Source organism: Paenibacillus sp. FSL P2-0173 (assembly GCF_038008045.1).
Classification (GTDB): Bacteria; Bacillota; Bacilli; order Paenibacillales; family Paenibacillaceae; genus Paenibacillus; species Paenibacillus polymyxa_B.
The window spans coordinates 215442-234601 of the sequence record NZ_JBBOYK010000002.1; the positions used below are offsets into that span (position 1 = coordinate 215442).

Annotated in this window: 18 protein-coding genes and 1 other annotated feature; of the genes, 1 reads left to right on the forward strand and 17 read right to left on the reverse strand. The window is 45.1% G+C overall.

Annotation, left to right across the window (positions count from 1 at the left end; all coding sequences use genetic code 11):
• Positions 1-90 precede the first annotated feature (90 nt).
• From MKX30_RS11185 to MKX30_RS11195, 3 genes are all read right to left on the reverse strand, one after another.
• Positions 91-1059 (reverse strand): S-layer homology domain-containing protein, encoded by a 969-nt coding sequence (locus tag MKX30_RS11185; protein ID WP_053325275.1) that lies wholly within the window; start codon positions 1057-1059, stop codon positions 91-93.
• 264 nt (positions 1060-1323) lie between these two features.
• A complete protein-coding gene (gene argS / locus MKX30_RS11190; RefSeq protein ID WP_341062834.1) occupies positions 1324-3051 on the reverse strand; it encodes an arginine--tRNA ligase in 1728 nt (575 codons plus the stop codon).
• Positions 3052-3110: 59 nt separating this feature from the next.
• Positions 3111-3369, reverse strand: a binding site (T-box leader).
• A 77-nt stretch (positions 3370-3446) separates the two neighbouring features.
• Complete coding sequence (locus tag MKX30_RS11195) at positions 3447-3776, reverse strand: four-helix bundle copper-binding protein (RefSeq protein WP_023988251.1); 330 nt, start codon at positions 3774-3776, stop codon at positions 3447-3449.
• 262 nt (positions 3777-4038) lie between these two features.
• Between MKX30_RS11195 and MKX30_RS11200 the strand changes: the two genes are divergently transcribed.
• Positions 4039-4554, forward strand: coding sequence for a MogA/MoaB family molybdenum cofactor biosynthesis protein (locus MKX30_RS11200; protein ID WP_023988250.1), 516 nt, complete (start codon positions 4039-4041; stop codon positions 4552-4554).
• Positions 4555-4620: 66 nt separating this feature from the next.
• Here MKX30_RS11200 and MKX30_RS11205 read toward each other — a convergent pair whose 3' ends face one another.
• From MKX30_RS11205 to recA, 14 genes are all read right to left on the reverse strand, one after another.
• Complete coding sequence (locus tag MKX30_RS11205) at positions 4621-6084, reverse strand: nicotinate phosphoribosyltransferase (RefSeq protein WP_028542698.1); 1464 nt, start codon at positions 6082-6084, stop codon at positions 4621-4623.
• A 120-nt stretch (positions 6085-6204) separates the two neighbouring features.
• Positions 6205-6771: a cysteine hydrolase family protein gene (locus tag MKX30_RS11210; protein WP_023988248.1), complete on the reverse strand. Its 567-nt coding sequence runs from the start codon at positions 6769-6771 to the stop codon at positions 6205-6207.
• A 67-nt stretch (positions 6772-6838) separates the two neighbouring features.
• Positions 6839-7627 (reverse strand): NUDIX domain-containing protein, encoded by a 789-nt coding sequence (locus tag MKX30_RS11215; RefSeq protein WP_023988247.1) that lies wholly within the window; start codon positions 7625-7627, stop codon positions 6839-6841.
• Between the two features lie 65 nt (positions 7628-7692).
• On the reverse strand, positions 7693-8115 hold the full coding sequence (locus tag MKX30_RS11220; protein ID WP_023988246.1) for a PaaI family thioesterase: 423 nt from the start codon (positions 8113-8115) through the stop codon (positions 7693-7695).
• Between the two features lie 122 nt (positions 8116-8237).
• Positions 8238-8690: a RicAFT regulatory complex protein RicA family protein gene (locus tag MKX30_RS11225; protein ID WP_023988245.1), complete on the reverse strand. Its 453-nt coding sequence runs from the start codon at positions 8688-8690 to the stop codon at positions 8238-8240.
• A gap of 81 nt (positions 8691-8771) precedes the next feature.
• Positions 8772-10325, reverse strand: coding sequence for a tRNA (N6-isopentenyl adenosine(37)-C2)-methylthiotransferase MiaB (gene miaB / locus MKX30_RS11230; RefSeq protein ID WP_023988244.1), 1554 nt, complete (start codon positions 10323-10325; stop codon positions 8772-8774).
• 298 nt (positions 10326-10623) lie between these two features.
• Positions 10624-11196 carry a phosphate propanoyltransferase gene (pduL, locus tag MKX30_RS11235; RefSeq protein ID WP_023988243.1) on the reverse strand — a complete coding sequence of 191 codons (573 nt, stop codon included), beginning with the start codon at positions 11194-11196 and terminating at the stop codon, positions 10624-10626.
• A gap of 142 nt (positions 11197-11338) precedes the next feature.
• On the reverse strand, positions 11339-12427 hold the full coding sequence (locus tag MKX30_RS11240; protein ID WP_028542700.1) for a low temperature requirement protein A: 1089 nt from the start codon (positions 12425-12427) through the stop codon (positions 11339-11341).
• A gap of 188 nt (positions 12428-12615) precedes the next feature.
• Positions 12616-13683 carry a dipeptidase gene (locus tag MKX30_RS11245; RefSeq protein ID WP_053325273.1) on the reverse strand — a complete coding sequence of 356 codons (1068 nt, stop codon included), beginning with the start codon at positions 13681-13683 and terminating at the stop codon, positions 12616-12618.
• A 122-nt stretch (positions 13684-13805) separates the two neighbouring features.
• Positions 13806-14066, reverse strand: coding sequence for a stage V sporulation protein S (locus MKX30_RS11250; RefSeq protein ID WP_007430104.1), 261 nt, complete (start codon positions 14064-14066; stop codon positions 13806-13808).
• Between the two features lie 129 nt (positions 14067-14195).
• Positions 14196-14990, reverse strand: a complete 795-nt coding sequence (locus tag MKX30_RS11255) for a TIGR00282 family metallophosphoesterase (RefSeq protein ID WP_013309959.1) — start codon at positions 14988-14990, stop codon at positions 14196-14198.
• Between the two features lie 76 nt (positions 14991-15066).
• The gene (rny, locus tag MKX30_RS11260; RefSeq protein ID WP_013309958.1) at positions 15067-16611 is read right to left on the reverse strand and encodes a ribonuclease Y; all 1545 of its coding nucleotides are present in this window, start codon (positions 16609-16611) and stop codon (positions 15067-15069) included.
• Between the two features lie 373 nt (positions 16612-16984).
• A complete protein-coding gene (locus MKX30_RS11265) occupies positions 16985-17734 on the reverse strand; it encodes a regulatory protein RecX (RefSeq protein ID WP_034095016.1) in 750 nt (249 codons plus the stop codon).
• A 196-nt stretch (positions 17735-17930) separates the two neighbouring features.
• On the reverse strand, positions 17931-18992 hold the full coding sequence (recA, locus tag MKX30_RS11270) for a recombinase RecA (protein WP_053326557.1): 1062 nt from the start codon (positions 18990-18992) through the stop codon (positions 17931-17933).
• Between the last annotated feature and the right edge of the window lie 168 nt (positions 18993-19160).

Sequence of the window (19160 nt, forward strand, 5' to 3'; positions counted from 1 at the left end):
AACATTTGGTATGAAAAAAACCAGCAAGTCTCCCCTACAAATTGGAGGCTCGCTGGTTTTATTTATATCTATAACATAGGGCTCGTAATTTTATTTAGCTACAGACGTGCCTGTTCCTGTGGGCGGAAGCACTGTTCCATCTACTGCTTTAAGCGTAACCTTATACTTGCTGTCTACCAATGTGCTTGTGTGGGTATCCGTAATGACCTGAATATTCATTTCCCCTGGCTTTGGACTAGTCAGCTTGTAGTAAATTACTGCATTCGTATCATCTACGTAGTCGATGTGATCCACTTCAATGCCGTAACCTGGATTAGGTGCCTGCAGACGGGTGATTGTCACTTTGTTCTGCTCGTCATTTGCCTTTTCTATACTCATACTAATGTTATTTTGTTGAACCGGATCTACAGGCTCAGCCGGATTTTCAGGAGTAGCTTCAACCGTTTTATGACTTTGTACAAATTCGGATGCGTTATAGACCATTTCTGCTGCCTCCATCCGCGTTACTTTACGATCCGGGTTAAAGTTGCTCTGTTCGTCCAATTTTGCAATTTTGGTCAATAGCAGGAATTGAACGGCTGCATTTGATTCCTGGTCTAGTTTTTTGCCATCCGCTACATTAATTAACATACGGACAGTTGGATATTCACCCGTTGCACTCACTGCTTTATACAGAATATTCGCAAATTGTTCTCTTGTCATACGGGTGCTTGGATCAATATCTGGTGACAAAGGGATTTGGTGTTGGGCTGCAATCCGATAGGACTGGGCATACCATGCAGAAGCCGGAATGTTTGCAAAGGAACCCGTTGTGAAATCAGGCATTACCTGAAGATCCATTGCACGAACAACCAAGTGTACTCCTTGTGCATACGTGAGCGTTTGATCCGGTGCAAATTTATCCTTGGTTATTCCTTGAATAATTCCTTTGTCCTGAAGTGAGTTTACGATCTTCTCCTGTTCAGCTCCCTTTATATCACGAAAAGCAGAGGCCGACGTAGCTACTGCCAATGAGCAGATGACAAGCAGGGCAGCTGTCACGCTTTTGTTCTTTTTCATGAGATACACCTCCATGTTTACTTTGCTTCTACACTTACCGACGCAATAAAAGCATCAAATGTTTCAAATATGCACAAATTGGTTGCAAAACAGTGGAATACCTGCGTTTAGTGTACCCGTCTAACTCTTTTCTGCTCACAATCTTTATACATACCCAAAAGTGCCTGTAACCGATTTATTTTTTTACAGTATTCCTTTGGAAGATCCAGGTCTGGGTAGCAGTCATCCCGCCAGCAAAAACTCGCTCCCCTTTGTTCGCTTTGCTTACATCCGATTCGGTGCTTTCAGACCAAGAAGTTGCAGCGCGCATGCCAGAATATCGGCAGTTTGTTCCGCCAACTGAATACGCCACTGTCCACCATCGACAATCCTTTCCTTGGCGTAAAAACGGTTAAACGCCTGGGCCGTATCCAATGCAAATCTCGCAATTACCGAAGGCTCCAGTTGGCGAACCGCACGTATCAGTTGTCCGTGATAGCGATCCAACTGCTTAAGCAGCGCCCAACCTGTGTCACCCAACATTCCATCCGATACGTCATTCAAATCACGAGAATGGCTATCTTGGACAAGGGCGTTGTCGCTAGAATTGGTATTATCAACATCGACGCGAGCGTGAGCTTTCTCCAGAAGGCTGCGTATGCGCGCATGAGTATACTGCACATAAGGCCCGGTCTCGCCTTCAAAGGTCAACGCCTCCTCCAACGAAAAATCCACTTCATTCAGCCGGTTGTTTTTTAAATCACCAAAAATAATCGCCCCGATACCAACGTCCTCAGCTACTGCCTGTTGTTCCTGCAAATCGGGGTTCTTCTGAGTAATGATGGCTTGAGCACGCGCTATAGCTTCATCCAGCACCTCCTCCAGTTTGACAACTTTTCCGCGTCTTGTGGACATTTTCTTACCCGCAAACCGCATTAATTCAAACGGCACATGCTCACATTGCTCCGCCCAAGCCTCCCCTGCATGCTTCAGCACCGCAAACACCTGCTGAAAATGCAACTTCTGTTCTCCACCAACGACGTACAGCAACCGATCAGCCTTCATCACTTCATGACGATAAATCGCTGTTGCCAGATCACGTGTCGGATAAATGGTGGTCCCATCCTTTTTTAGAATAAGACATGGAGGCAGTTCCTCGTCTTCCAGACGAACCACGAGCGCACCATCACTTTCCTCCAGCAATCCTTTTGCTCTTAATTGAGCAACAACTGCCTGCATCTTATCATTGTAAAAACTTTCTCCCAGCACATGGTCAAATGTAATGTTCAGACGCTGGTACATACGATCAAATTCACCCAGACTAACTTCAACAAAAAACTCCCATAGTTGTTGAGCCTCAGCATCCCCATGCTCCAAACGTCGGAACCACTCGCGGCCTTCATCCTCCAAAGTCGGATTATGCTCGGCCTCCTGATGAAAACGAACATATAGCTTCAGCGATTCACCAATCGGATCATGTTGTAGCTGCTCCTCATTTCCCCATCTTTTATAGGCCGCAATTTGCTTGCCAAACTGTGTTCCCCAATCCCCAAGATGATTCACACTAATTGGAACATATCCGGTTTCACCAAGAATACGATACAAGGCAGCACCGATAACAGTAGAGCGAAGATGACCGATACCAAACGGTTTGGCAATATTGGGCGAGGACATATCAATAACTACCCGCTGTCCGTGCCCGATATTGGGCCTGAGGAAATCGGCCTTGCTCAATTCAGCAAGCATAAGTGGAATATGAACAGATCGATCCAATGTTATATTTACATAGGCACCCGATGCTGAAGCAGTTAAACCTTCTTCATGATTCACTAGCTCCGCCAATTCCAGTGCAATGTGCTGTGGAGACTTTCGAAACTTTTTGGCCAGCACAAAACAGGGAAACGCCACATCTCCCCATTCAGGCTGCGGAGGCACCTCAAATAAAGATAAAATTTCTTTCTCCTCCAAGCCCGTATGGGCCAATATCGCTTGAGCAGCAATCCTCATCAACATGATCTCTCTCCTTCTTTTTATAGAATCTAACAAAAAAAGCCCCCGCCTCTTGAAATAATTCAAGAGACGAGAACTTCAATATCCCCGCGGTACCACTCTTCGTAAATCGGTTGTGCAGCTAAAGCTAACTTACACAAATCGCGATTTCACTCCAATGACTAATAACGGTGTCTGCCGAGCTGATCTACTAGAAATTCTGCTCGTTGGATCAACCGTCTCCCGGGTGCGCTTCACATCGGACCTCATACCGGCTTTCACCTCTTCCGGCTCGCTGTAATGATACGGCTCCGCTGCTACTCTCCCGTTCCATGACGTTAATTCCAATCATTATACAAACCTATTCAGTAGAAAGCAACCTATTATTTCCTCTTCAGGCACTAGTTCCATATATGTAATTACACTGCCACCAATTGGCGGCACGCCTGAACGCAACGACGGCAGGCTTCGGCACAATGCTTGCAATGATCATGGGAATGCTTGCTGCATTCAGCAGCACATACCTCACAGGCCTTGGCGCACAGCTCACAGATTTGCTCGGCAAAATCCGTTCCACGCTGCAGCATTTGAGCAGCAAATCCGCATATTTCTGCACATTCCCTACTCACTCGAATACATTCACGCAGCATAGCTAAATCATATTCCTTCAAACTCGCTACGTAACATACATTGCAAGCGTTCATACATTCCAGGCAAGCATCCACGCATTGTTGGTATGAATGATTCATATTACATTACCTCCCAGTTGTTGACCCTGCTGTACTATTACCCGCTGACCCTTGAGATTAATCATTTGATGTGCGCGCTTTCAATAAAATAAAAACAAAGTAATCCCGACTTATGTAAGGAAGTGTACTATATTCCAGTGTGCAAGTGCAAGGATATTAATCACATGGATTTTTAGCCCCTGTTTCTGACTTGCATACACTCAGTCATTGCTCTATTGTAAAAAGTGTATGTCTAACCACCGATCAAGGAGTGAGCATTTCAATGAATATGTCTTCTGTAGAGGAGCATCGACAGGAATCCCCGCAACAGGTTAATTGCATGGTCGTGACTGTCTCGGACACCCGCACCGTGGAAACAGATACTGGGGGACGACTGCTCATGGATCTACTAGAAACCAATGGATATAAGGTTGTTCGATATGTCATCGTCAAAGATGACTACGAAGGTATTCAGCAGTTAGTATCCGAAGCAGCGGCACAGGATGAAATCGAGGCTGTACTTTTGACAGGCGGTACCGGTATTTCTCCACGTGATACTACATATGAAGCCGTCTCCTCTCTACTGGATAAGGAACTACCTGGCTTTGGAGAAATCTTCCGTTATTTAAGCTTTGCTGAGGACATTGGTTCAGCAGCTATCTTAAGCCGGGCTGTAGCTGGCACTGTGGGCCAGACAGCTGTATTTTCTATGCCTGGCTCACGTGGAGCCGTTCGTTTGGCAATGGAACGCATTATTGTCCCTGAGCTACGACATGTGATGAGAGAAATTTATAAATAAGCTCCTATTTCCTACATGCCGCGACACAAAAAGGCACCCCATATATTCATGAGGTGCCTCTTCCAACTATTCTTTTTCTTCAACTTCGGGCTGCATATAGCTATCGATCAGCTTTTGCTTCAGCTCCCATACCTTCTCGCTCAGATTTACACGATAAATTTCAGGGTTCAGCTTCCGCAAATATTCTGGCCAAAACAGTTTCAACTGTGAAGTATGGTAGGCACGAATTTCATCCAGCTCAGGAAGCTCATATACCTTCTGTCCATTTATAAAAATAGGCTCAAGCATTGGTACGGCTTCATAATTTTCTACATACTTCTTCATATACGGATGCAAAGGGTTAAACAGCTTCAGGCGCTTACCATTACGCGGACGCTCTTCATCCGGGAAAGAAATATAATCGGCCACAGCTCTCCCTTTTTTCTTATCCACAATGCGATATACATCCTTCTTGCCTGGTGTGGATACTTTTTCTGGGTTACCCGAGATCTTAATCGTCGGCAACATTTCGCCATCCACTTCACGCTCAACCAGCTTGTACACCCCGCCAAGCGAAGGTTGATCTGAAGCCGTAATAAGCTGTGTTCCTACACCCCATACATCAATACGTGCCCCTTGGGCTTTCAGGTTAAAAATCGTATTTTCGTCCAAATCATTGGAAGCTACGATTTGTACGTAATCTAAGCCTTCAGCATCGAGCATTTCCCGCGCCTGAATGGATAGATAAGCCAAGTCACCGCTATCCAGACGGATTGCATTCATACGCTTGCCCTGACTCTCCAGCATTTTTGCTGTCCGAATCGCATGAGGAACACCACTTTCCAGCGTGTCAAAGGTGTCTACCAACAGTGTAACCTGGTCTGGTAAAACCTTCGCATACACGTCAAACGCCTCCTGCTCCGTCATAAAGGTCTGCACCCATGAATGGGCATGTGTTCCCTTCGTCGGGATTCCAAAGTGCTCGCCTGCCAGCATATTAGAAGTCGCGTCAAAACCTGCCACATAAGCTGCTCGTGCTCCCCAAATCGCCGCATCTGCTTCCTGCGCACGCCGTGTTCCAAATTCGAGCAGTGTATCGTCACTTGCCACCTGCTTGATGCGCGATGCCTTTGTCGCAATGAGTGTCTGATAGTTCATAAAATTCAGTAATGCCGTCTCGACAAGCTGCGTTTCCATAATCGTTCCTTCGACACGTACCAGAGGCTCGTTTGGAAAAACAAGTGCCCCTTCTTTCATCGAATGGACTGTTCCACCAAACTTAAACTGGCGCAGCGCCTCCATGAACATGGGATCGTAATTCTCCTCCTGTTCAGACAGATAGCGAATGTCCTCTTCTGTAAACCGCAAATTTGCAATATAATTCACAATGCGTTCCAGACCAGCGAACACGGCGTATCCATTACCAAAAGGGAGTTTACGGAAATACGCCTCGAACACAGCTTTACGCTGATGACTTCCGTTCACCCAATGGGCGTACATCATATTAATCTGATATTTATCTGTATGTAATGCGAGGCTCGTTGACTGCATCGTAATCATCCTCTCTGACTGTCCCCAGGTTTGTGGCAGCGTACCGCCTCATCTGCCCAGATTCAGCAATATCCGGCTCCATTTTGTTATCGGACATTGGTGCACAATCGTTAAGTTATTTTACTTCTTCTGACGTAAAACCGTATCCTCAGCCGACCGTACCGCGGCTCCAAGACTTCCCTCAAAATGACCCAAAGCCCAATCATGTCCAGCTTGATTAAAGCTCGCCACAGCGTCCTTGTATACAGTAATAGCAAAACCTTTGTTATAAGCATCTACAGCCGTATGCAGCACACATATATCTGTACACACACCAATTAGATGAACTTCCAGAACACCACGTTCACGCAGCCTGAGCTCCAGATCTGTGCCCGCAAAAGCACTGTACCGTGTTTTATCCAACCAGTAGATAAGATCACTTTGTTGCTCATAAAGGCTACGAAGCTTGCCATACAAATGTCGTCCGTTGGTTCCACGTATATTATGTGGAGGAAACAGCTTGCTCTCCGGATGATAAAGGTCGTTCTCCTCATGCAAATCCACAGCCATGACAACAAAGTCCCCTTGATCCACATATGCCTGCGTAATTGCTGCGATCCGTTCATCCAACTCAATCGCAGGTTGTCCTACAGGCAAACTACCGTCCACAAAATCTTTCGTGTAATCAATAACAATTAGTGCCTGCATCGTACGGTCAGCTCCTTATCCTCAAAGTGATATTGTACGTTCTATGCGTAACCTATTACATTAGGCGTTACGTGTAGATAGATAAACGCGGTACTCTGTCACTAAAACGGTACAACTGTGCCGGTCTTTGTGAATACTGGTTGGAACTGAGCGGTTTGCCATTCTCATCACGCACCTCTTCCAGTATTCCCTGCCTGCTACGAGTCGATGTTATTTTACGAATAAAGTTTGGCTCTTCGAAATCCGGTACGACACTCTGAATCACCTGATATAATTCACCCAGTGTAAAATGTAGCGGTAAAAACTGCTTGGCTATCGTCGTCTGAAGCATCTGCAACTGAATTTTGCGATAAGCATCTACAATGATATCCCGGTGATCGAATGCCAGCTCCAATTCCTCCAACGCTTCGCGGATGGTGAATAGCCCGACCTCGGAAGCATCATCGGCCGCCTGACGCTGTTCCAACATCCATTCTTCTACCAGCGCAAAAAACGCATGCGATATGATCCACCCGCGCGGATCACGTCCCGGTCCACTATATACACCCAAATACTCCAGATGCCCGCCGTCCACACCCGTTTCCTCTAACAGCTCCCGCTTGGCAGCTCCATACATGGATTCATCTTCCTGACAAAACCCTCCAGGCAACGCCCAGCGTCCTGCAAAAGGCCAACTGCGGCGCTTGATGAGCATCACTTTCAGCTCACGAATCGGCAATGTCTTTGTTACCGTCTTACGCTCCCGCTTCGTTAAGGTAAACATAACGATATCCGCCGGAGCTCCATCCGGGGTACGGTATTTCTTAATGTTGTACGACGCCTTTTGCGCCTCTTCGTTTATACGATTGCTATCCATTGGCATCACCATATTATATCGTTTTGATAAATTCATTATGACATACTAAATTTTTTTGTCAAGTGTCAGGCCTTGCCTGAATCACTTGCTTGTGTACGTAATACTCGGAAGGTTGCTGTAGATGTAGAACCGAGTGTGCCTTCACTATCTCTTACTTCCGCCTCAGTGGTTATCGTGCGACCTCCTTGATGAAGAATTCGCGCCCTAACCTCCAGTCGTCCTTGCCTCATGGGTGACAAGAAATGAACATTCAGGTTCGTCGTTACACATGGATCCATATTTCGTGAAGCCATACTGACCATCCCCATCGCCTGATCCATCAATGAAGTAAGTACACCCCCATGGACAATACCCATCACATTGGTATGCTCTTGTTTGGCCTCCAAAGCGATCTGTACCTCGTTTGCATCAGCTGCAATCAGTTCACACCCTAAATACTCCCAAAAAGTATTATTCTCTCCCTCTAGCATCTTACCCAACTTATCCATTCCCTTGCTTCCATCCCTTCTATGTTGTCCCATTTCTCTTGAAGTCCTATAACCATATACGTTGGCAAAATGCTTTCGAAAAAAAGGCGTGGAAGCTACGCCTCCACACCATAGATTTCATTCTAATCACTGCAATTCGACGAGGAAGTGCTTTTTCCCTCTTCTACGTTTACCTTCTCAGCAACGGTATCACGGATCGCCATAATCACCATTTGCAGTAGCTCATTAATTTCCACCTGACTCTGCTGAAACTCCGTAACAATTGGAATACCGTCAAGCTCTTCCTGTAGCTCCTGAAGTTCGGCCTCTATTTTGGCAATCATTTTTTGATTCTTCAAGGATTCAAATGCTACAATTTCCTTTTGCTTCTTTTTCATCGTTGCAATCAGTTGCTGGATGCGCCCATGATCCTGAATCTTTTCTTCTGCTTTTCGGAATACCTGTACTTCCTCACTGCTACCCAAAATACCTGCCAATTCTTTGGCTTTTGCCAATATCATTTCGCGATTGACCAAATGATCATGCTGGCGCGCCGCCGATTGAAGTTCTGTTTGTTGCAACCGCTCCTCTGTCATTGTCCATCGCTCCTTTTCTCACTTAGACGGCTTGCACACAGCCCTTTACTCAGACCGCATGCAACCCGCTAGAATATTCTTTTATCCGTTAACTGCTACAGCCGTTTCAACCAGATCACCTTTGATGTAAAAGGTCATAGGTTCCGTAATTTTCACTTGAACAAAGGAACCAATCAGGTCCTTAGAACCCTCAAAATGTACAAGCTTATTGGAACGGGTCCGACCGGCAAGCACTTTGCTGTCATTTTTGCTCTCGCCTTCCACCAGCACTTCAACCACTTCGCCACGCAATCGACTATTAAAGCGAAGGCTGTTTTGGTTCACAGCAATGTTCAGACGCCGGAGACGCTCTTTTTTAACCGACATAGGCACATTATCTTCCATCGAAGCAGCTGGCGTACCTTCACGTGGTGAATAAATAAATGTGTAGGCAAAGTCATAGCCGACCTCGCGCACCAAAGATAGAGTATCTTCAAACTGCTCGTCTGTTTCGCCCGGGAAACCTACGATGATATCTGTTGTCAGAGAAACATGCGGAACAGCTGTTTTAATCTTCGCAGCCAGTTCCAGAACACGCTCACGGGTATATTTTCGGTTCATTTTCTTCAATATATCCGTATTACCGGATTGAACAGGCAGATGGATATGCTCCACCAAATTGCCACCCTTACCAAGCACTTCAACCAAATGGTCATCAAAATCACGTGGATGTGATGTCGTAAAACGTACACGCGGGATATTAATTTTGCGCATATCATCCATCAGATCCCCGAATCTGTAATTCAAATCTTTCAAATCCTTGCCATAAGCGTTAACATTTTGCCCCAGTAAGGTGATTTCTTTAAAGCCTTGACGTGCCAAATCCCGTACTTCAGCGATAACATCCTCTGGACGGCGGCTTCTTTCCTTACCACGTGTAAAGGGAACAATGCAATAGGTGCAAAATTTATCACAACCGTACATAATGTTCACCCAAGCCCGCATACCCTCGCGCTTCTTCGGCAGGTTTTCGATAATGTCGCCTTCCTTAGACCACACTTCGACCACCATTTCTTTGCTAAAGAGTGCTTCCTTGACGAGCTGAGGCAGACGATGAATATTATGGGTACCAAAAATCATATCGACAAAACCGTGTTTTTGCATAATCCGGTTAACGACATTCTCTTCTTGTGACATGCAGCCACACACGCCGAGCAGCAGTCCTGGCTTTTCTGTTTTGAGATGCTTGAGGTGACCCAGCTCGCCAAACACTTTATCCTCCGCATTTTCACGGATAGCACAAGTGTTCAGTAAAATGATGTCTGCTTCCTTCCGATCCTCGGTTGCCTGGTAGCCCATTTGCTCCAGCAAGCCTTTTATGGTTTCGGAATCATGCTCGTTCATTTGGCAACCGAATGTGTATACGATATAATGCTTTCCCTCACCGATATGCTTTAGCTCATCCGGGACTGCGTTATCATATAATACCTGTACATCCTCTTTACCGCGTTGCTTTTCTTTTCTATGGTTCGGCTCCGCCATAATGTTGATTTCACGTCCGCGAATACGGATCTTTTTGCTATGCTCATCTTCAGAAATAATCTTCGCATCCGAGAAATCAAAATATTTGGAGTAATCTTTTGTTTTCTTTTCCATTCCTTAGTCACTCCTTACACCATCTATTTCACGAGCTAATTTGTGATTTTACTGTATCTTTAGGCTTGGTAAATTTATTTTAGTTCTAAAAAACCTTTAAAAAAGGCATTACACTAAATTATAGCATGATTTATAGGCCATCGCCATAGATCAGCCGCAGATACCATTGAGTGCAATGTGAACTCATGTTCTTTTTGTACATTAGTGAAGTATTTGTGAATTATATAGTATGTAAAAAGCCCGATTCTTTTGCAAGAATCGGACTCTTTAAGCCTTCCGGCATTTAAATACGTGTATATTAGTCTACGATTTCAGCGTTGTCACCGTTTTTCACACCGGCTCCGTTCGCTTCATCTGTATCAATGTGCATATCCAAAGCAAAAGAATCGGACACACGTGCAAGAACATTTTCAAATACAAGGCCACGTTCGCCGCCGACACGTACTTTCAGCAACTGCTTGTCCTTAATGTCCCATTTAGCTGCATCAGATGTATGGAAATGAATATGGCGGGCTGCTACAATCACGCCTTCTTGCAGTTCCACTTCACCAGCGGGTCCTTTTACCGTGATTCCTGGTGTACCATCAATGCTACCAGATTCGCGTACAGGTGCTTTTACACCAATAGCAAAGGAATCAGTGCGAGAGATTTCCAATTGGGATGCGGGACGAGCAGGTCCCAAAATGCGAACCTTATCAAATTGACCCTTAGAACCAATTACAGCTACCGTTTCATTTGCGGCAAATTGTCCTGTTTGGGACAAAGGTTTAAATTCAGTTAATTGATAGCCTGCTCCGAACAAAATTTCAATATGCTCTTGAGTCAGGTGAATATGACGGGCTGAAACGCCGACAGGTACGATTTTACTCATCGTGTGGTCACTCCTTTTTCTCTATACAATACTTTACACATCTATGCTATTATACTCCTATTTTGCCAAGAAAGAAAAGGAGAGCGTATAAAGTTCCCTTTTTCGCCCTAATCGGCGTTAAATATCGTCCATAGAAATCGGATCAAACCGTCGTTTTAGCGAACAAGAGAAAGAAAAGCATGATTTCAGCTACGATGAGATGAGGGGGAACGACAACAAATATATTAAGAATAAACAGGACACAGAGTATTCCAGTTAAGAAAAAAATGACTCTGAGACGAGGTTTCAGATGACTTAATCTGTACTGATGAAATACCAGCAAAACCGACAAAAAGTAAATAAAAACAGAAGCAAAGGTAAAGCAAAGCACAAAGATATAGTCTACTTGTCCCAAAAACAAGAGCTGAATCGAAGCAGCTAGCATGCTAAGGGAAAGATAAATAAACAAATGACCATAAATAATAGTCTGTCCTGCTGATTGTTTTGATTTATCTACGCGCTTCTCCATATTCTCAAAATATTGCCACCAGATTGCGATGACTAATACAAAAGCCAAAGCAGCAAATACAATAGAAGAAACCGTAAAATGATCGGATTGTAAAACAGAAAGCATACTTATCACAGATTCGCCAAGCAAAATTAAGGTGAACTGTGCAAAGCGTTCTAAAAGATGCTCCGTATGGATAGGTGTGATCACCAACTTTTTACGGCCAATCAAAGGAACGAGGATATCAATAGCTATACCTGTATATAAAATCAAATATCGAACCCAAGAATCAAAGAAGAGGGAGAAACTAGAGATGACTATTCCAATCCAAAAATAAATTCCGAAAAAACGAGCTGTTTCCTGTTTATGAGCCGTTTCTTTGGGTGCCGAAAGTAAATATTGAACGACAGTCAAACCTCTTAACCCAATATAGCCAACAAAAAAAGATACATAATACGCATCAAAATCTATATTCAGGCTGGCGGTCATGATCAACACGAAAAACAATTGCAGGATCATAAAAATTCGATGTGTTATACTGTCTTGCCCAAAACGATTGTTGTAGACCGTTTGCCCCACCCAAGCCCACCATATTGGGATAAAAATCATAATAAACTTTTCCATATGTTCCCATGAGATACTACCATGCTCAACATGTAGCAAAACATGAGTGGCCTTGGAGACAGCAGCTACGAACAACAAGTCATAAAAGAGCTCAAGCCAGGTAACCTTTTTTATCAACATTATGTAATGGAGCCCCCTCTGATATGGCGGTGCAGCATGGTGACCCGTCAGTCTCGCTCCAACGTCTGCCGTATTTCTGCAAATGTTATTTTAGCACCATGCAATTCTAAGATGCTCCAATTATTTCGTAATCCTTCTCGCTTTGTCAAGAGTGTTCGCAGCTAAAAATTCCCTCTATAAATAGCTATTTAAGAAGAAATTTTGGAAGGCAGATTCGTTTGCAAGTATTCCAGCGCATGTCCTCCCAGCCATCCCTTGACCAGCTCCTCAGGGTAATGCTTCAGCAGCAGTTCTGCAAAAATCGGATATTTCCCCGAGTGCTCCAGCCCTTGCACATGGTGCTCGATACCGTCAAAATCAGAGCCAAACATCAAATGCCTTTCGCCGCCTAATGAACAAATATGCTCAATGTGTGGTAGCAGATCCTCAGCAGTTACCATGCCCTGCTCTTTGAGAAACATTGTGACGAAGGTCAAACCAATCCGTCCGTTACGAGCGATCAGTGCACGAATCTGTTCATCCCGTAGATTACGGGGGTGAGCACACTTCGCAAAGGCATTCGAATGCGAAGCAATGGGCGGTAGAGTGGCCTCCTCTAGCACCTCCCAGAAGCCCTGTACGGACAAATGCGATACATCTAGCAGCAGTCCCAGGTCATTACAGCGATTGACCAAATCGCGCCCCTTGCTACTCAGCCCGCCACCTCTATGTTCCATAATGCCGTCAGCTGCCCAGTTCGCATAATTCCATGTCAGTCCAATCAATCGTATTCCCATGGCATAGCACAATTCTGCATAAAACGGGTTCCCTTCCAGCGCATCTACCCCCTCCAGTGAGAGCAAAGCCCAAGGTGCCCATGTATGATCCGTCCCATTACCATCCACATACGTTATCTTTTCCATGCGCTTCTCTTTTCCTGCCTGCTTTACTTGCTCCTCCTGATGCACTGCGGACGTATTTTTACACATTACCAAGTCTTCCTTCCACAGCAATGGTCTCAACCCACCTGAGATAGAGGTAACATGCTGCCTGAACAGCTCAATTTGACGAATCACATGCTCAAATCTTGGCGTGCCCAATACCTGAGAAATATATATAGCAAATGTTTGCAACCGCACGTTACCTTCTAGCAAACGTTCTTTTGTGACATCAAGCGATGGATGACTGAAATCGATCTGCGCATCGAGCTGCATTTTACATAACACATCACAATGAAAGTCAACAACTGGCCAATTCACTTTTAGCTTATCATTCATGCATCTTACCTCCATTTAGAGATTGAAGCATCACAAATTTATTTTAAAAATCATAGTAACAGACTCACAAAGCAAAAAAGCCCGTTTACAAATCGTAAACAGGCTCAGGCAACTTACATTTATTATCTTGGCTCTACAATCAATTTGATCGCAGTCCGATCTTCTCCATCAATAACAATGTCTGTAAAAGCAGGAATACAAATCAAATCCACTCCGCTTGGTGCGACAAATCCCCGGGCAATGGCTACCGCTTTAATGGCTTGGTTTAGTGCACCCGCTCCAATCGCCTGTAATTCTGCATTTCCGCGTTCACGCAGTACTCCTGCGAGTGCGCCTGCAACTGAATTGGGATTGGATTTTGCTGATACTTTTAATACATCCATAGTAAGTACCTCCCCTGGGAATGATGATGGTTTGATTCCACTATTAGATGTTATTCGAGGGTCAGCAAAAAATTCCTGCTTTTTGGTGACAGTTTTCCTTATTCTTTCCTTAAGTAGCTCACAAAAAGGTTAATCCATCCGCCATTCATCTTCTTTGAGTCTGATTTTCTGAATTTTGCGGGCTTTTCCATCGTTATCATTCAGCTCTACGCTGATGGCATGAAAATGCCATTTGCCCATGTCCACTTGAAAACGTACTGGAAGCTGGGTCTGGAATTTCTGTAACACAGCCTCTTTCTGCATCCCAAGCACTCCCTCATAAGGACCTACCATTCCCGCATCTGTCTGATACGCAGTTCCTTGTGGCAAAATCGTATCGTCATTGCTCTGTACATGTGTGTGCGTACCTACCACGATTGAAGCACGTCCATCCAAATGCCAACCCATAGCGATTTTTTCCGAGGTTGCTTCGGCGTGGAAATCAACTAGGATATGTTTATGTTTTTTGCGCAGCTCATCGACAATTTCATCTGCTGCACGGAATGGATCGTCAATAGCTGGCAAAAAAGTTCTACCTTGCAGATTAACAATAGCCAGCTCCTTACCTCCACCTTTTACAACGGTATAACCCCGGCCTGGTGTTCCTGGTGGAAAGTTAGCCGGGCGGATGATCCGCGGCTCATCATCTATAAAATCAAATATTTCCTTATTGTCCCAAGTATGATTTCCCATCGTAATCCCATGAACGCCCCAATCAAAAAACTCTCTGGCGATGGCTGGGGTAATTCCTCTTCCCGAAGCCGCATTTTCTCCGTTCACAATAATAACATGCGGGTTGTATTTTGATTTTAGCGAAGGGAGATTCTCCCTCAGTGCCTTTCTGCCTACACTGCCGACGATGTCTCCAATAAATAATACGTTGATAGAAAGCCCTCCCTAGTCTGCCTTACATAATGAAAAGTGGCCCTACAAGCAGCGGCCACTTTTCATTGAAATGCTTTTATTTTGCGTATTCTACGGCACGGGTCTCGCGTATGACGGTAACCTTGATATGTCCCGGATAGTCCAGTTCATTCTCAATCGTTTTCGTAATATCGCGGGCCAGTCGGAATGCTTCCGCATCATCAATTTTCTCTGGCTGTACCATGACACGAACTTCGCGTCCGGCTTGAATCGCGTATGATTTTTCAACGCCTTCAAAAGATTCGGAGATGCGTTCCAGCTTCTCAAGACGACGGATGTACGTCTCTAGCGTTTCACGCCGCGCTCCCGGTCTTGCTGCTGACAGGGCATCTGCCGCCCCAACCAGCATGGCGATCACTGAAGTCGCTTCGCAGTCACCGTGATGTGAGGCAATGCTGTTGATGACGACCGGGTGTTCCTTGTACTTCTTCGCCAGCTCCACGCCAATTTCAACGTGCGATCCTTCCACTTCATGATCCAGCGCCTTCCCGATGTCATGCAGCAATCCTGCCCGTCTTGCCAGTACAACGTCTTCGCCCAGTTCCCCGGCCATCAGACCTGTCAAGTATGCAACTTCCATCGAGTGCTTCAATACGTTCTGTCCGTAACTTGTACGGAACTTGAGACGTCCCAAGATCTTGATCAAATCTGGATGCAAGCTATGCACGCCCACCTCAAAGGTGGCCTGTTCACCATACTCACGGATTCGTTCGTCCACCTCTTTACGGGATTTTTCCACCATCTCTTCAATACGAGCCGGATGTATCCGTCCGTCCGCTACGAGCTTTTCAAGCGCAGTACGCGCAATCTCTCTACGAATCGGATCAAATCCAGACAAAATAACAGCTTCCGGCGTATCATCAATAATGAGGTCAATTCCTGTAAGGGTTTCAAGTGCACGGATATTACGGCCTTCGCGCCCGATGATCCGGCCTTTCATTTCTTCGTTCGGCAATGTGACAACAGAAACCGTCGTTTCTGCTACATGATCTGCCGCACAGCGTTGGATGGCCAGTGTGATGATTTCACGAGACTTTTTGTCCGCTTCTTCTTTGGCCTGCTGTTCAATTTCTTTAATCATCTGAGCTGTTTCATGACGAACTTCCTGCTCTACGTTGGTCAGAATAATACTTCTTGCATCCTCCATCGTCAGATTGGAAATACGTTCCAACTCAGTTACCTGACTCTTGTAAATCAAATCAATTTGCTGCTGGGTTTCATCGATTCGTTTCTCTTTGTTGGCCACTTGTTCTTCTTTGCGTTCCAGCGATTCCAATTTTTTATCCAGCGATTCTTCTTTTTGCAGCAATCTTCGTTCCTGTCGTTGAATTTCATTGCGACGTTCACGAGTTTCTTTTTCAGCTTCGGCACGGATGCGGTGGATTTCATCTTTCGCTTCCAATACCGTTTCCTTCTTCAGCGCTTCTGCCTCTTTTTTCGCGTTCTCCACGATTTGCGCGGCAGCTTCTTCCGCACTGGAGATCTTAGCTTCTGCAATAGATTTGCGAATAAAATAACCAATCCCGAACCCAAAGAATAACGCGGCTACAGCAACGAGAACGAACCAGATCGCAGTCATCATACTGTTCACCTCCCCGTTGGTTCCTCCAAGGCATTCCTTGGGACTTTTTGCAATTGTCACATTTACTTTGATCGTCAAACTAAGACAACGACACAAGGTCGTTTCATTTCATATGCACATGCTTTCACATGTACAATTCCGCCTGGCATAGCGGCATCACTTGTTATTTGGCGATGAGAACTCACCGTGGATTCCGCTTTTTTGGAAGGAAAAAGGGCGTTCCACAAGTATCGTTTCATATATATTTTATTATTTGACAAATGGCATTGTCAAGGGAATGCAAACATTAGTAGACTACCATGCAGCTTTCCATGTAATAACTAGCTCATCCTATCCGTTCATACTAGCCAAAGGTTCAGCAGCAGTTTGGCAACTATTCCTCCCACTGCAACAATTCCTCGTCATCTGAAGCAGCGTCATGCTCGGTCGCAGTGAGATGATTGACTACCCGGCGTGTCATATCCCCCGAATATCCGCGTCTCATGAGAAAAGGGTATGTTTTCCTTTTTTTCTCCATTATATCACCACGTACCTGATTCCATTTCTTACGTCCGACCGTCAAAGCGCTCTCCCACTCCTCATTATCGGTGATCTCACCTAACGCTTCGCCAATAGAGGCTTTAGAGATGCCCTTCTGACGAAGTTCTTGCCTAACCCACATCTTCCCCTTACGTTGGCTTGTTATGCGCTGCCTTGCCCATTGACGGGCGTATAAATCATCATCTACGAGTTGTTCCCTATGGAGTCGGACCATTACTTCGTCAATAACAGACTGATCCAGTTCCTTTTGCGCTAAACGCTGGGCAATTTCCTGACGTGTGCGAGGCTTTCGCCCCAAATAGCGAAGCGCAAGTACATAAGCCTGTTGCTTTTCATCTGCCAGAACGATATCTTCCAGTTCTTTTTTATCAAATGACGTTCCTTTGAACATATTGTACTTGATCATTACATCTTCTAATACAGACAGTGAATAAGGACCAAAATGTATGATATACCTTCCACGTTTGCGTCCCTGTCCCTGCTCTACCCTAGTAATCATCAATTCCTCATGATCCGGAAAAAGAGAAATCCCTTGTTGCTTATTTGCTTCCGAAGTGTATTCATCTTCATCGTCCAACTGCAATATATTTCCCTCACTTTGAAATTCACGAAAGCAGCCTTTGAACACCTGCTACGCAAAAGTTAGATTCCACTGACAAAGCAGACTCTAGTTGATGCAAAAATGCCCTGCACAACTGTGCAGGGCATCAGAATCATGCTATTCAAACGGACGGTGCCATAACCCTGGCCCCAGTTCACAAACCAGGATTCACCGAGCTTTATTCAAGCTCCAACAATTCCTGTTCTTCCTTCGCTTGCTGTGCCAACTCTTCTTCTGTAGGCGGAACAACCGTCGTAATCAGATTGCTGGCCACCCGAATTTTTTGTTCGATCGTACTAGCAATATTCGGATTTTCCTTCAAAAATTGCTTAGCATTCTCACGTCCCTGACCAAGGCGCTCACCTTCGTAGGAATACCAGGCTCCGCTCTTGTCGACAATGTCATGCTCCGTACCGATATCGATCAGGCTACCTTCTTTGGAAATGCCCTCACCGTACATAATATCTACCTCAGCCTGACGGAAAGGAGGGGCAACTTTGTTCTTCACGACTTTAATACGTGTGCGGTTACCCACAATGTCGTTACCCATTTTCAAACTTTCAATACGACGAACATCTAAACGTACCGTAGAGTAAAACTTCAAGGCACGTCCACCTGGTGTTGTTTCAGGGTTACCGAACATAACACCTACTTTTTCACGTAGCTGGTTAATAAAAATAGCAATGGTTTTCGACTTATTAATGGCTCCAGAAAGCTTACGCAATGCCTGAGACATCAAACGTGCTTGAAGACCAACGTGGGAATCTCCCATTTCGCCTTCAATCTCTGCCTTGGGCACAAGTGCCGCTACGGAGTCAACAACTACAATGTCTACTGCTCCACTACGTACAAGAGCTTCGGCAATCTCAAGCGCCTGCTCTCCTGTATCTGGTTGCGATAGTAACAACTCATCAATATTGACACCCAGCTTGCTTGCATACGACGGATCAAGCGCATGCTCGGCGTCGATAAAGGCGGCTTGTCCGCCTGTTTTTTGCACCTCTGCGATAGCGTGAAGAGCTACTGTCGTTTTACCGGATGATTCCGGTCCGTATATTTCAATAACCCGGCCTCTTGGAAAGCCGCCCGTTCCTAACGCAATATCCAAAGCAATCGAACCACTGGGGATCGTTTCCACTTGCATGTGGGTAGACTCACCCAACTTCATAATGGAACCTTTACCAAATTGCTTTTCTATTTGACGGAGCGCCATATCCAGCGCAGCACGACGATCTGACAATAAACTCACATCCTTCATTGTTTGTACTTTAATAATACCTTGTTTTGACACGCTTGCCAAGCATTTTTTCGAACATACATTCGTTTTTTTTGTTCACACAGCTCTCTTCTACAATTACACCTGTCTCTTAAAACAAAAAAAGAACCGCTGGCAAAAGGCTTTGCAACG